This is a genomic window from Brakhagea slesvicensis (assembly GCF_052161625.1).
Taxonomy (GTDB): Bacteria; Planctomycetota; Planctomycetia; order Pirellulales; family Pirellulaceae; genus JBKCUI01.
On record NZ_CP197412.1, the window covers coordinates 22,372 to 37,332 of the forward strand.

Consider the following 14,961-nt stretch of genomic DNA (forward strand, 5'->3'; position numbering starts at 1 on the left):
CCGAACCGGTGTTTCTGCAAGGCGAACTTTCCTTGGTGAGCTCAGTTTTTCGGCGAACGCCCGTTGCCCTCCTCAATCTTTTGTCGCACCCGGCTCGAGCCGCGGTGAGCTTGGGCGGCGTGAGTTTCGCCTTGCTGCTGATCTTCATGCAGCTTGGGTTCCGCGGGGCGGTAGGAAACACCGCGACCATCGTCTATGGAAAGCTGAGCGGGGAGGTTGTCGTTCGATCCTTCGACTACGTTCATCTCTATGAGCCTCGAACGATCGATCGCCATTGGTTGAAAACGCTCGCATCGCATCCGCTCGTCGATCGCATCGACCCGTTTTTCATCATGTTGCAAAAATGGCAAAACCCACCTCGCAACGCCGCGTGTGTGAACGCCCCGCCGGACGGTTCCTTTCGCACTGTGGGAATGATGGGGATGGAGGTCGATCGCCCTGTTCTCGAAGTGGAGGATGCCGTTGCCCAATTGGACGCCCTAAAGGATCCCGATGCCATGCTGGTCGATCAAGCAACGCGAGCCGAATATGGCCCACAGGATTGCAAAGCGTTTGGAGAGAAGGATCTTGATCTCCGAGCAGAGCTTGGAGGTCGGGCCACTCGAATCGCAGGAACCTTTCGACTGGGGACAGGACTGGCAACGAACGGGGCCGTGCTCGTTAGCGATGTTGCTTTTAGCCGCCGCGCTCCATTCGACACGCGTCAACGGGTCTCTCTCGGCTTGATCCACCTGAAGACGGGTATCGAACCGAGCGCCGCGGCAAAGGAGCTTACAAGCTGGTTGTCGAATCGTGACCCCAACGCGTCGCAGTCGGTCCAGATCCTCTCGATGGAGGAGCAGATGGAATGGGAACGGAGCCGGTGGCTTAACGAAACCCCAATCGGGATGATCTTCACGATGGGTGTCCTCATCTCGTTCATTATCGGAGCCGCGATCGTCTATATGGTTTTGGCAACCGATGTCGCCTCACGAATTTCAGAATTCGCCACGATGAAAGCGATGGGCTACTCGGAGTGGTACGTTTCAGGCATCGTGCTTCAACAAGCTTGGATGTTAGCCTTCGGCGGATATCTCGTTTCCACAATCATTAGTTTGTTACTGTATCAGCTCACCGTCGCCCTTTCGGGTATCCCCACCTTTATGACTTGGACGAGGATGGGAGGCGTTCTTGTTCTCGCGCTGCTGATGTGCTCCTTTTCCGGAGTGCTTGCAATGCGAAAACTGTGGCGGGCCGATCCAGCCTCTCTTTTTTAGTGCCAACTTTCCATCCCTATCCATCGACAACTGCCGTTGACGCTCCGAGTACCGCTTCCTGGATTCAATCGAAAAAAATCCTTTGAAGGGCACTTTCCGGACCAATACAAGGATCGAATGCTGTAGGCTGCGTTCTTGGTTCTCACGCGCTCTCCTCCCAAGTGAACAATGCCTATGAAGTTCTGGACCACCATCCGTCAGGATTTGATTGCAGGCTTAGTTGTTTTCTTCGTTGCCTTGCCTCTCTGTTTAGGGATCGCATTTGCCTCGGGTGCACCACTTATCTCTGGAATCATTTCAGGTATTATCGGCGGGGTGGTCGTCGGGTGTCTTAGCAAATCGCAAACGAGTGTTAGCGGCCCTGCAGCCGGGCTCTCCACCTTGGTCGCCGCGCAGATCCAAGAGCTTGGCTCACTCGAAACATTTCTTTTGGCGGTTATTGTCGCTGGGATTGTCCAAATCGTTTTGGGAATTCTCAAGGCTGGAGCCTTATCAGCCTTTTTCCCATCGGCCGTGATCAAGGGGTTGTTGGCGGCGATCGGCGTCATTCTGATTCTGAAACAGATCCCGCACTTGCTCGGACATGACGACGATCCCGAAGGGGACTTTGCGTTCGTCCAAAAGGATCACGAAAACACATTCACCGAGATCTTCAAACTCTTTAGCGGCGACTTCCATGACGGAGCCTTGATCGTCGGGCTGATCTCGCTCGTGTTCCTCATCGTTTGGGATCGCATTCCCAAATTGAAAAAGAGTTTGGTTCCATCTTCGTTGATGGTTGTCCTCCTGGGGCTTGCTCTCGCCGAAGTATTGCGATCGGTAGGAGGGAAGTTTGCGATCGACCAAAGTCACTTAGTCGATGTCCCCATCGCATCGGACTGGGCTGCCTTTCGCAGCTTCTTTCGAACGCCTGATTGGTCACAGATTCTCAATTCCAGTGTTTATCTGGCCGGTGTGACCATTGCGATCGTGGCGTCGCTAGAAACGCTTTTGAATCTCGAAGCCGTCGACAAACTGGACCCGAGGAAGCGTCGCTCCCCGCCGAACCGTGAACTCTTTGCGCAGGGGGTCGGGAATATTCTATGCGGACTCGTAGGTGGAATCCCGGTGACCTCTGTTGTCGTGCGAAGCTCCGTCAATTTGAACGCTGGAGCCCGGACCAAGGTTTCGGCAATTGTGCACGGGGTGCTGATTGCGTTGGCAGTCATCGCCATTCCGACGTTGTTGAACCGAATCCCGCTGGCTTGCTTGGCTGCGATCTTGATCGTGACCGGCTTTAAGCTTGCCAATTGGAAGCTCTTTTCCCAGATGCTAAAAGAGGGACGCTACCAAGCGATCCCATTCTTTGTGACATTGCTCGCTATTGTCTTCAGCGATTTGCTCGTCGGTATTGGCATCGGACTGACCATCAGTCTGGCGTTTATTCTCTACAGCAGTTTGAGCAGTCCCGTTCGACGTGTATTGGAAAAGCAAACGGAGGGAAATGTCCTGCACATTCAACTGGCCAGCCAAGTAAGCTTCCTCAATCGCGCGGCCCTGGAGGATGTGCTGTACCACGCGGAAGAGGGAACCCATGTTTTGATCAACGCGACCGGAACCGAGTACATCGATCCGGACATCATCGCTCTCATTCGCGACTTCCGTGATACCACGGCGGCCGTTCGCGGAGTCACCGTCAGCACCAAAGGATTTCGCAGCAAATTCGGGCTGGAAAACCAAATCAATTTCCCTCAAATCACAACGCTGGAATTGCAGAAGCGATTGGCTCCCAGCGAAGTGCTCGATGTTCTCAAAGCGGGCAATGAACGATTTCGATCTGGAAATCGTCTCACGCGTGATTTGGGGCTGCAGCTCGCAGGATCCTCGCAAGGCCAACACCCTTTGGCCGTGATCCTCAGTTGCATCGACTCACGATCTCCAGCGGAAATCATTTTCGACCTTGGGATTGGCGATATCTTTACGGTTCGAATCGCAGGCAACGTGGTTCGCGAGAAAGTGATCGGCAGCATCGAGTATGCATGCGCCGTTGCAGGTGCCAAGTTGATCGTCGTATTAGGACACACTCAGTGCGGTGCGGTCAACTCGACGATCAAGTTTGTTTCGGAGCGCAAATCGGCATTCGAAGTTACGGGCTGCGAAAACCTTGATATTCTCGTCCGCGAGATTCAAAAGTCCGTCGATGTACCAAAGTGCCTCCGCCTCAACATGATGAGCCAAAAGGAAAAGGATGATTTCCTGGTCGAAGTGACTCGAGAAAACGTTCTCCATAGCATGCGATTGATTGAAGAAGGTAGCAATCGGCTACGTGAACTCATCCATTCCGGACAGATTCAACTCGTCGGCGCCATCTATGACATCGCCTCCGGGGAAGTTCAATTCATTGACGAATCTCAAGCCCATCAAGCCTAGTGACGAACAGAACAAGAAACCCCTCATGCGTTCTCTTCGTTTAACAGTTAGCCGCTAGGCGTACACGAATGCGTGCACGCTAAAGAATCTACCTCCAAGGTTGGAGGTTTATCCCTTCAGCGCTGCAGAACATTCTAGAAAATTGCGTTCGAGAACTCGGCGCTATTAGGCAAGTTGATGGTGCGGCAAGAGTTTCTCTGAGGCTCACCTCGTGCAATCGAGCTGATCGGAAAGGCTAGGGGCTAGAGAGCCGTCGGAATTTGATTTGAGATCGCAAGTTGAACATTTTTTGCTGGAGATGCCTGCGGCGCTGAAGGGTGTGCGCGTTACCGATTCGATTCCCAGTTTTTGGAGATCGGTGTCAGATTGGTCATCCGGAAGTGGCTACCGATAGTCAGTCTTACAAATCGCTCTCGATCTTGATGGGAACTCCCCAGCGAAGCGAAAACTCTTCCGCAGCGCGCACCCCGGAACGGAGAGCCCCCTCCATCGTCGCGGGCCACCCGGTATCGGTCCAATCACCTGCCAAAAAAATCGCTTGTTGTCCGTAGCGATCGCTGGGCCATCGCGTGTCGGCGATCTCAGGAGAAACGCTGAACACGGCATTAGGATCGGTAACCACCTTCCCACGCAGAAGCTTCGCCTGGCGCGCCGCAGGGAACAGCGACTGGATCTCCTCGCGGACCAATTCTAATACCTGCGATGAATCCCCTCGAGGCAATTGACGCGAAGCGCTGATCACGACTTGGTAGTACGCTTCGGACGCCCCCAATGCTCCCCCTTCGGTCTTGGCGTCTTCGTTCTTCCCTTGGACGTCAGGCCCGGGAAAAATCCATTGACACATTTTATTGATCAGAACGGCGTGGGGAGTATCTAACCAAGCCCTATCCCACCACGTGTGAATACCCGTGATGGGGGACGACTCGATGGACGAGAGATTGCCATTGGCCCCGATGTTCTCTGGTAACAATGCCTGCAGTCGATGCCATGGAACCGCGATCACAACCCCATCGAAGGATTCCGAGATAGACTCTTTGGCGTCCAACTTCCACTGCCCATTCGAATCACGAGCAAGCCTCTGCACCGAAGTTTGGTCACATATCTTTACACCATACGACTGCAGCGAACGTCGCATTCGCTCGTCGACGAGCCATGCCAATGGTTCATTGGGAACCAGTAGATGGAACGCATCCCGCGTGGATGCAAAACCATCGATCAAGACTTTGCGTGTGGCGCCTAAACTGACCCTGTCGACTTGCTCTCCCAGTGCGCTGACCAGGATCGTTTCCCAAAAATTCTTGATCGCGCGTTCCGTCTGGCCGGAACGAATGAGCCATGGCAAGGCTGGTTCTCGGTCGTCGGTCTCGTTGGATGAACGCAGCAACAACTTCACCAGTGCCCATGAAATCATACATCGATCGCGCAGGCCAAGATCGGGCCAGCGAAGCAGCAACCCCGACAAATGGAATGGAGCGGGGAGTGGCCAAGCGCGAATCGTGAGTGGCTTGCCACGACTCGATACAAAATGAAGCGAGCTTTGCTCTGTCCAAGCATCCTGCTGCTGCGTCAACTGAATCCAACGACGCAAAGCGCTGCAGCACTTCATCCCAACGTGTTGGCAGTAATCGATCTGCTGCCCCGAAACTTTATCGAGAAAAGAACCAACTCTCCCCCCTAATCGCATTCTCGACTCAAAGAGAGTGACCTTTGCCCCTTGTCGAGCCAAATGAAGCGCCGCGTTGCACCCAGCAAGCCCGCCGCCGATGATCGCTACTTGCGCATCCGTGAGGCATCGGGTGTGGTCCACTTGCGACACCGCCCGATCGGGAGCCAGAGAGGCAAACGCTTTTCCGTCGAATCGCTGCTCCTTGGAAATCCGAATGGTATGTCGGTGGTAGAGCGGTGTCCAAAGGTGCTTTGCGAGCAAAACAAATTTGGTGGAGCGCGGCACCCGAACGCGCCCCTCAAAGACAATGTTGGGATTTGCTGCGATGGTTGTGATGAGAGAGTAATAGGTCGACCACATCAAGGAGAACATGCGTCTCCCCTCCAACGAAAGGTGCGGAAGCAACCCCCACGCAATGTCGTAGTAACCAAGGGCACGCTGCAGATAGAGGTCAACGATGGTCCGATAGGGATCGATCTCATCCGGCCCAGGAAGTTGATTTTTGTCGGCGATGGCCGAGAACCGACGACGGCACTCCGAAATCCAATCTTCACTGGTCAATCCAAATCGAGCTAAATCGTCCGCCGCGAGGTAACAACGATCGCGTTGACTATCTTCGACGATGTCTCGAAGAACATTCGTGAGCTGAAACGCGAGCCCGCACGCGTCGGCAGCCGTCTTCGCCTGGGGGGAGACGTTCTCCATCGGTTCGTCTAACCAGATTGCCAAACACCCCTGGCCGACACTGCTTGCGACCGACCGGCAGTAGCGAACAAGGTTGGACCAAGTATTGATCCGGACCGGTGGCCGTCGATCGTATTCGATTCCATCGAGCAATTGCTCCAACGCTTCCCTGGGGATCCCAAAGGATTGAACCGTATCGGCGAGCGCTGGTCGTATCGCTGACAATGCTTCGATGGTTACCAACGACGATGGGTCGCCGACGAGATAAAGCTCTCGAACCCACTGACGCCAATCTTCGATACTCGATGCGGAGGCCCTCGATTCCGATGCTAATGCGTCCGGGTTATCCGACCAATCATCCGCCAACCTCGCAAAGGCATACAGTGCATACATGGCTTTCCGACGCACTGCGGAAAGCAAGTGAAAGGAGCGATAGAAATTGGAATGGCTCCGACGTGAGATGTCATAGCAAGCACGATAAGACTGATCCAACGTATCCATCCAGATTGAGCTTACGCCCCTCGCAATCGTTTCACGGATGTGGATCTCGGCTGCAGCCAACCTCGGAGTAGCAACCCTATCTTGGTCGATCGCCGCACTTCAATCTCTCGACTCCAAACGTCAAAGTGTGCGTCTTCGATCGCGTGCAGGATACTGAGTCCGCCCCGAACAAAAAGCTGCACATTTCGGGCAAGCCAAAAGGGAACTCGTTTCACCAGGGGTAGCCCTGCCAGCAGTTTGCTTTCGGCAAAATAACACCAGTCTTGAACGGCTGTTCGCAAGCGTGCCGAACCACTTCCAGAGAGAATGTCTTGCTCCGTTAAGCCGTCTTTTGCCCATCGTTCCCTCGGAAAGTAAATACGGCCTCGCAATGCATCGATGCGCATATCCTGGCAGAAATTTGCCAATTGCAGCCCCGTACAAATCGAATCGCTCGCTCGCTCCGATTCCGGATCTCGCACATTGGCCAAGGCCAGGATGAGTCGACCAACGGGGTTGGCGCTTCCGGCGCAGTAGCGCTCCAGTTCTTCGTCCGATTCGTAGCGGGTTTGAGTCTGGTCTTGAACAAACGCCTGAATCAAATCCTCAAAGGGCTTGCGGGCAAGTCCATGGTGATCGATCGTCGCGCGAAGCGCGACATAGACAGGATGATACGCAGCGCCCCGAAAACAATCATCCAACAATCCCCCCCACCAGTCGAGCAGGAATTGTGATTGCTGAGGAGAGTCCATTTCATCGGCCAAGTCATCCGTCCAACGGCAATACGCATAGATGTTGGCGACATCTTGTCGAAGCGACTTGGGAAGCAATCGGCTGACGACCGAGAAGTTCTCGTAGTGCGATCCGGCCAAATGGCGGCAGTAAGAATGCGCCTCCTCGAGAGTGCAAGGAGAACAAAAGTCCCTGGTTGAGACGTCCACCGGCAGGATGCTTTGCACAGGGAAGATGTGCGGACCAAAACGCTCCAGGTCCTGTCGAACCAGCTTGGAACCTTGCCGAGCAGACCTGTCTCCAGCCCCGATGGAATTCTCCGTCTTGGAATCTGTCTGGAGGACGGTCATGGGACGGTTCAACTGCGATTTGCTCTCGGTAGGGATAAGATCTTGGGGAGGAGGTGCCATGCCGGTATGATAGTAGGAAAGCAATATTCGGATGCCCAGCCAACGGAACATTTATGAAGATTATTCTCGCAGCTCCTCGTGGTTTTTGTGCAGGGGTCAACATGGCTGTGAAAAGCTTGGAGTTGGCTTTGCAGCACTTCGGTCCACCGATCTATGTGTACCACGAGATCGTTCACAATCAGTTCGTCGTCCACACGTTCAAGGACCGGGGGGCGATCTTCGTGAATTCTTTATCGGAGATTCCTTCGGGTTCGACCGTTCTCTTTTCGGCCCACGGCGTCTCACCGGCAATCCGCACCGAGGCGAAGGAGAGGCAACTGCTGGCTATCGATGCGACTTGCCCGCTCGTTACCAAGGTCCATTTGGAAGCGATCAAGTTCGCGAAGGAACACTACACGATCATCTTGATCGGACACGATGGTCACGACGAAGTGATCGGGACGATGGGAGAGGCTCCAGAGGCGATCCTGTTGGTGGAGGACATCGCCGATGTCGACCGATTAGAGTTCACCCCCACGACAAAACTGGCCTATCTCACTCAGACCACGCTTAGCGTCGACGATGCCACGCGGATCATTCAACGATTGAAAGAGCGATTCCCCTGGATTGTCGGGCCTCCCAAGGAAGACATTTGCTATGCAACCCAGAATCGGCAGGAAGCCGTGCGTGTGCTGGGCCAGCAAGCCGATATTGTTGTCGTTCTAGGCAGCCAAAACAGCAGCAATTCGCAACGCCTGCGGGAACTCGCCGCCGAATCGGGCAAAGCATCCCATCTGGTCGATGGCCCCGGGGATTTGGACCGCGGGTGGTTTCAAGGAAATGAAACGGTTTTGATCACCGCAGGTGCGAGCGCTCCCGAGCAAGTCGTTCAGGAAACGATCGCTTGGCTCCAATCGCACTTCGACGCATCGATCGAGGAACAAATCGTCCAGAAAGAAGAGGTCGTCTTTCCGCTACCAAGAGCGCTCCGATCCCTTCAAAGCCCCACCACGACCGCTTAGGCATTGCAGTCGATCAGTAAGTCACCTTGATCTGATCCTTGATCGGAACCAAGCAGAGCTTGCGGACGAGTTCCAGAATCTTGCGAGCATCGGCTTCCGAGCTAACGGTTCCTTTCACGACGATCGCTCCCTCAGGTTCCTGCACGAATCCGAGATTGGCCGTCGGGAAATGCTGCCCGATCATTCCCTTTACCTTATCCAATTCAGTGGATGGCGCGGCATGTAGGCGGCCGGTAGGTAACACCTTCACCCCGACGGTCCGAACGCTCTGGTCAGTACCTCGTATCTCGATGGCAGTCGAGCCGACCTTGTTTCCTACGACGGTGATCATGCGACCGTTGTGAAAGACACTACATGTTTCTGGATCGCGAGCGACCACGCTTGCAACCGGAGCCGCAGGATCGAGAGAATAGGTCCCGAGCACTTCGATATCGTAGGTCCTCTCCACCGGCATCCCGTTCGTGGGCGGCAGGGGAGCGACTGCGACTTGAGATGCTGTAGGCGACGGAGCTTGAGTGATTCGATTGGGAGCAGGCGCTGCTCGGTTTGCCATCGGCAGGGATGGCGCACTCGCTGCCGGCGCCATTGCTGCCGGCGCCATTGCTGTACGTGTCACAGCTTCGGGTGCCGGAGCTGCCAAGGTCATAACAGCTGAAGGCAAAGCAGCCGGTGTCATTGCTGCCGGGGCTGGCGGTGCAGGAGCTGGAATAAAGGTCGGCAAGGCTGGAGCGGCAGGTCCACTTACCTCCAACGACGCGGTTTGGGCAGCTGTCGTTTTGGTGGGCTCTACGCTCAAGTCGGCGTCCGCGGCAACCGTTACGACTTGGGACACCGAGTACTTCTTGGGACGAACCAGTTCCGGTGCGCGCTGCACGAGTGTCGGCGGCTGGAGCGATCTTTGCACGCCCAAATCGACTACCCCCTCATCCCCCAGACTGAACTTGACGGGCCCCTTTGTGGCAGGCTCAGACGCGTTGGTTGATGAAGCGGACGAACCGGTTGGGCGAGCCGTTTCCGATCGAAATTGCATCGGATCGACAGCAATCGAGACGGTTGACGTTGGCAATTTGCCTTCCGAAAGCGAGGGCATTCTGGAGGGCTCGGAGGACTCCACCGAGTTCGTCCCCAATCGAACTTGAACCGCCCCCTTCGACGGACTAGCCTGATCGGTCGGAATTCTTACTAGCGGAGACGGGGTATTCGGCAGACTCGAAACCGTTCCCACGTTTGGGAGAGGCGAGGACGCTGGGAGAGGGTATGGCCCCGGAAGCCCCAACGAGGGTGCTGCCGGCGGAAGTGCCGTGGATGGAAGTGCCGGCGGCAGTTGTGCATATACCCCCTCGGCAGCCATGGCCCCCAAGCAGGCGGCTCCCACTATCCAACGCAGAAGACGTCGGTTCGAACGACCTCGGGCTCCGTTGCTTCGCATGGACTTCATTTTCACCTCGATATGCAAAACGCTGAACAAGGGGGATCGGTACGGTTCCCATCCCTCCGTATCTCTATCGGGCGAGGAATGCCCTGGAGTTGAGCGAAATTGCCGTTTGTAACGGCTAGCGAAAGATTGCATGCTGGGGGGATGTCGCCGATTGCAGCGGTTCTGCCCCCCGTGCCACCATGCCGAAACACGACGATTTCCGCTTGTCCGTGACGACCACGCGGAAAAAAACAGGCGCAGATCGGAATTTCCATTCCAAACGGTTGGGGGAAAAAGGGTGATGGCCTATAATGGAGCTCTGCGAAGGACGGCCGGCGATTGCTGGCATTTTATTCCCACCAGGAAACCCATCTTGGGTGCGTGTCAGAATGACGCGCTTTTCTGTCCAGAGCACCTTGCTTTCTTCGATTTATTGGAGTTCATAGATTCATGGCAACCGTTGCTAAAACCCCCCGCAAGAAGAAGGCCGCCACGGAAGTCGACCAAACCGGAACTGCAGAAGCAGTGGAAACGCCAGTGGTCAAGCCAAAGCGTACTCGCAAAGCCGCTGTCGAACCTCGCATCAAGCTTTACTGGGGTGTTTTCAATCAAAACCTCAAGCGGGTCGCTGTTTTCGATTACGACGATTTGAAAAAAGCAGAGAAGCACTGCAAAGAGCTTAGCAAAACAGCCGGCGATCACTTTCTCCAAAAAATCAAAGAGACTGTGACCGAGTAAGTGTTGCGATCAATCTCCGCCAAGGAGATTTAACCTGCGGATAACCGACGATTTCATCGACCTTCGATCGCTGCCAAAGCATCGAAGGTTTTTTATTGCCCTCTTCGATATCGCAGAGGAATTCCTGCGGCTCCTGTTTGTCTTGAATCCCTCTGACCTGCAAAGGACCTACAGCTGCTAGAGTTGGATCGTATTCAACGCAACCGACCCGATTTTCCCTCAGCAGCCCGCGGCATAGCCACTTTTTTTGAAGTACGAAAATGCTCCGGCTGTTTGACACTTACGGGAGAAACGATCGATGGGCTGTGCTTGTATTTCTGGTGCTCGGCAAGTGAGACTCGAATTCGATGCCATGGAGCGCGCCTTGGGAGAAGATCTCTCTTCGCTCCCCCATTGGTCTCGATGCGACGAGAGAATTTGGGCTGTCGAAGTCGGAGGGAATTCCGGCTATCGCACACCAGAAGACATCGCCAATTTTTTGACCGCATTTCTATCCGATGAACTGTTGGAAAATATTGCGTGCTGTTGGGACAACACCTTGGATCAAGGGTGTTGCCGCAAAGGGGAGAATTCCTGCGGGCCGGCGATTTCGAACAAAACAACTCTCGCTCAGTTCGCCACGAAAACCTCCTCCCCGCTGTTGGAGATATTGAAGGGAAATCGAATCTATTCGCATTTCCAACCTGTCTTTGAAAGAGATAGCGTGACCGTATGGGGATACGAATGTTTGATGCGGGCCAACCATATCGAGGGAGGATCGATATCGCCCGCCCAATTGCTCGACTGGGCTCGATCCGAGAATCTCTTGTCCATGTTGGATCGAGTCTGTCGAGAAACACATCTTCGCAATGCGGCGAACACCGTTCCAACAGGTAAAAAGATTCTCATCAACTTCATGCCCACCGCGATTTACGAGCCAGCGTTTTGCCTGCGAAGCACGCTGCGTGTGGTCGACAAGTTGCAGCTAGATCCCTCCAACATCATTTTCGAAGTCGTCGAAAGCGAGGAAGTGAAGGACCAAGAGCATTTGCGCAAGATTCTCGAATTCTATCGCGACGCTGGATTCATGACGGCGCTGGACGACTTTGGACAAGGGTCGTCGGGGCTCGGAATGCTCGCTAGCCTGACACCGGATCTTGTGAAGCTTGATCGCGGCCTAGTCTCGCAAGCAGCCCATTCCAAGAGCCACACGGCCGTCGTCCGCGGGCTGGTCCAAATAGCCCATGACTGCGATCAGTTGATTCTCGCGGAAGGTATCGAGACAGAACAGGAACTGAAGTTGATGCAAGACCTAGGCGTTGACCTCTTTCAAGGCTTCTATTTGGCACGTCCTGGTGCACTCGCGACGCGCCAGGTTGTCAATTCGTAACAACATCTCGCATCGTCATAGAAAATAGTCTGACAATCCGCACGTTCTAATCGCTGGATTTCTTACGCTCTGATACACTGCTGATGTGTATGGACTTGGTTCTCTCTATTGGTAGACCAAGTCGCGTGAGACTTCTTCTCCTTCTTGTAAAAAGCGATTTTCTAACGTGCGACGCAACGTGATTCTTGGTTGTGCATTTTGGCTTGTTTTTCCAGGCTTGTTCGTTCCAGCCCTCTCACAACAAACCAATAACAAAGCAGCTGCGGAATCCGCCGCTGCCGCAACTCCGAAAGGGAGCGAGACGGAGGATTCAATTGTTAAACAGGTCGCGTCCTTCGCCGCTGCATTTAACAAGCGAGATGCAAAAGCGTTTGCTTCTTTCTGGGTACCTCAAGGGGAATACGTCGACGAGTCAGGAGAAGCGTTTGTAGGCCGGGAGACAATTGAGGCTTTCTTCACCAAGGTCTTCGAAAAGAGACCGGATGTATCAGTTCAATTGATAACCGAATCGATTCGAGTTCTTGGCGACTCGGTGGTCGTCGAAGATGGCAAAGCGATTGTTACCCCCTCGCCAAGCGAAGATGCGGAAGTCAGTCAATACACGGCCGTTCACTTAAAAGTGGACGGAAAGTGGCTCATCGGATCATTGCGGGATTCTTTTGTAGAGTCGGATACGGCACCGAAGGTTCTTTCCGATTTGGAATGGCTCATCGGAGAATGGGTCTCCGAGGAGAACGGCGTTCGATCGCAGTCCCTTTGCCGATGGATTGCGAACAACCGATTCGTTGAACGCGTTTACACAACCACGCAGCTCGATGGCTCGACGACGACAGGAGTGCAGATCATCGGCTGGAATGCGCAGACCAATCAGGTGCAATCATGGAACTTCTCACCAGATGGAGGTCATGCTGTTGGAATTTGGTCCGCGATTGAAGGAGGTTGGCTTTCCAAAGTCACCGGCACCACGGGCACAGGCGAATCGACCATGGCAGTAAATGTGTTGAAGAAACTGGACGATGCAGCTTATGTCTGGCAATCCATTCAAAGAACGGTAGGAGATACTCCACTGCCAGACACGGATGAAGTCATTGTCCGGAGACTCAAATCTCGATAACAGGCAGATCGTTCGAGAATCCAACCTAACCACATTCAAAACAATCTAAAGACTTAAGAGCATCAACATGTTAAAGCGTTTCGTTCTTTCTTGCCTGGTCCCTGCCATTCTTGTGCTTACCCCTGTTGAGTGCTGGGCGCGCGGAGGTGGTGGAGGTGGCGCTCGCGGAGGTGGTGGCGGAGGCGGTGCCCGCGGTGGTGGCGGAGCTGGCATGGGTGGGGGCGGATTCAACGGAGGAGTTCAACGCGGTGGCTACAGCGGCGGGATGAATGCCGGGGCGCGGCCCAACCCGTCGATGGGTGGAGCCGGCAATGCGTTCGGTGGTGGTAGTAACATGGCTCGACCAAGCGGCCAAAATCTTGGCAACCGCCCCACTCCCAACTTGGGAGCTTCTGGTCTGAACAACGCGCGTCCCAATTCCGCTTCCGGGTTTCCTGCTGCTGGTGCTGGACAACGTCCAGGTGCGCCAGCAGGCAATCCGGGGAGCCGAGTCGTTCCAGGGCAAACCGGCAACGCAAATCGATACAACGCGCCGAGTCGCAATGACCTCAACGATTTCATGGGTCTTCCATCCGATGATGGCTTCGGACATGCAGCAGCTGCAGGAAAAGCAGGAACGCTTTCGACCCCGTCCACGCTTCCCGCCGGACAAGGGAAATTCGACGTTAACTATGGAAAGAAGGAGGGCGCTCAAGGTGGACAAGCGGGAGGCGTGACTGTCACCGGACCACAGGGAAATACAGTCGGTCGCGCGGGCGCCGTGGGACCACAGGGTGGTGCTGCTGTCGTCGGTGGGGTCCAAGGTGCAAACGGTGGAACTGCCGCGCGCGGCGCTGCCGTAGGACCAAACGGGCAAGTCGTCGCGGGACGAGGAGCTGTGGGACCGGGCGGTTATGGAGGCGGGGGTATTGTCACAGCTGGCCCCGCCGGCGCGGGTGCTGGTTTTACTCGAATCACCCCTTCAGGACGCTACTCAGCCGCCGCTGCAGTTCGAGGCAATTACAATAACTGGGGAATCTATGGAGCCTCCTGGTACACCACTTATCCCGGGGCTTGGTATGCAGCAGGTTGGACAGCAAATACCGCATGGAATTATGCGACCTGGGGTACAGCAGCATCCTACTGCGGTTATCCCGAACAACCTCCCGTCTACTACGACTACGGAAACAACGTGACCTACGAAGACAATAGCGTTTACATCAACGGTGAAAACGCTGGTACTTCCGAAGAGTATTATGAATCCGCCTCAAAAATTGCGGCAAGCGGCGAAGATGCACCTACCGATAGCGAGTGGCTCCCTCTAGGCGTATTTGCGTTCACCAAGCCAGAGTCACCTAATTCCGACATCACCATCCAACTCGCTGTCAATAAAAGTGGCGATGTTCGAGGGAATTACACCGATACGGCAACCAAACAGAATCAAGTTGTTAATGGTGCTGTAGACAAACAAACACAGCGTGTCGCACTTACCGTCGGCGAAAACAAAACCAATATGATCGAAACTGGTTTGTACAATCTCACCAAAGACGAAGCCCCTTGTCTACTCCATATCGGAAAAGATAAGACGGAACAGTGGATGCTGGTCCGGCTGAAAAACCCGGAAGCAAACTAATCGAAATCCATCGTTGCATTGCTCGACTATTCAATCTTCAAGCGATCGGTTTCCCGATCGTCTGGGAGCCTCA

The 14,961-nt window shown here is 54.5% G+C and carries 11 protein-coding genes; 8 read left to right on the plus strand and 3 right to left on the minus strand.

The window, feature by feature from the left end; genetic code table 11:
• Window positions 1–35: 35 nt before the first annotated feature.
• Window positions 36–1,256, plus strand: a complete 1,221-nt coding sequence (locus SH467x_RS00095; protein WP_482369282.1) for an FtsX-like permease family protein — start codon at window positions 36–38, stop codon at window positions 1,254–1,256.
• A 168-nt stretch (window positions 1,257–1,424) separates the two neighbouring features.
• Window positions 1,425–3,665 carry a bifunctional SulP family inorganic anion transporter/carbonic anhydrase gene (locus SH467x_RS00100; RefSeq protein WP_482369283.1) on the plus strand — a complete coding sequence of 747 codons (2,241 nt, stop codon included), beginning with the start codon at window positions 1,425–1,427 and terminating at the stop codon, window positions 3,663–3,665.
• A gap of 400 nt (window positions 3,666–4,065) precedes the next feature.
• Here the strand turns inward: SH467x_RS00100 and hpnE are convergent, their stop codons facing one another.
• Both hpnE and hpnC read right to left on the minus strand, forming a co-directional pair.
• Window positions 4,066–6,507: a hydroxysqualene dehydroxylase HpnE gene (gene hpnE / locus SH467x_RS00105; RefSeq protein ID WP_482369284.1), complete on the minus strand. Its 2,442-nt coding sequence runs from the start codon at window positions 6,505–6,507 to the stop codon at window positions 4,066–4,068.
• A 20-nt stretch (window positions 6,508–6,527) separates the two neighbouring features.
• The gene (gene hpnC, locus SH467x_RS00110) at window positions 6,528–7,637 is read right to left on the minus strand and encodes a squalene synthase HpnC (protein ID WP_482369285.1); all 1,110 of its coding nucleotides are present in this window, start codon (window positions 7,635–7,637) and stop codon (window positions 6,528–6,530) included.
• Window positions 7,638–7,690: 53 nt separating this feature from the next.
• Here hpnC and ispH point away from each other — a divergent pair, with 53 nt between their 5' ends.
• A complete protein-coding gene (gene ispH, locus SH467x_RS00115; protein ID WP_482369286.1) occupies window positions 7,691–8,638 on the plus strand; it encodes a 4-hydroxy-3-methylbut-2-enyl diphosphate reductase in 948 nt (315 codons plus the stop codon).
• Between the two features lie 13 nt (window positions 8,639–8,651).
• Here the strand turns inward: ispH and SH467x_RS00120 are convergent, their stop codons facing one another.
• Window positions 8,652–9,092 carry a hypothetical protein gene (locus SH467x_RS00120; protein ID WP_482369287.1) on the minus strand — a complete coding sequence of 147 codons (441 nt, stop codon included), beginning with the start codon at window positions 9,090–9,092 and terminating at the stop codon, window positions 8,652–8,654.
• 61 nt (window positions 9,093–9,153) lie between these two features.
• Here SH467x_RS00120 and SH467x_RS00125 point away from each other — a divergent pair, with 61 nt between their 5' ends.
• The 5 genes from SH467x_RS00125 (at window position 9,154) to SH467x_RS00145 (ending at window position 14,888) form a co-directional block, all read left to right on the plus strand.
• Window positions 9,154–9,777, plus strand: a complete 624-nt coding sequence (locus SH467x_RS00125; protein WP_482369288.1) for a hypothetical protein — start codon at window positions 9,154–9,156, stop codon at window positions 9,775–9,777.
• A 728-nt stretch (window positions 9,778–10,505) separates the two neighbouring features.
• Complete coding sequence (locus SH467x_RS00130) at window positions 10,506–10,793, plus strand: hypothetical protein (RefSeq protein WP_482369289.1); 288 nt, start codon at window positions 10,506–10,508, stop codon at window positions 10,791–10,793.
• A gap of 331 nt (window positions 10,794–11,124) precedes the next feature.
• Complete coding sequence (locus SH467x_RS00135; RefSeq protein WP_482369290.1) at window positions 11,125–12,162, plus strand: EAL domain-containing protein; 1,038 nt, start codon at window positions 11,125–11,127, stop codon at window positions 12,160–12,162.
• Between the two features lie 166 nt (window positions 12,163–12,328).
• Window positions 12,329–13,276, plus strand: a complete 948-nt coding sequence (locus SH467x_RS00140; RefSeq protein WP_482369291.1) for a YybH family protein — start codon at window positions 12,329–12,331, stop codon at window positions 13,274–13,276.
• A gap of 67 nt (window positions 13,277–13,343) precedes the next feature.
• Window positions 13,344–14,888 carry a protocadherin gene (locus SH467x_RS00145; RefSeq protein ID WP_482369292.1) on the plus strand — a complete coding sequence of 515 codons (1,545 nt, stop codon included), beginning with the start codon at window positions 13,344–13,346 and terminating at the stop codon, window positions 14,886–14,888.
• Window positions 14,889–14,961 lie beyond the last annotated feature (73 nt).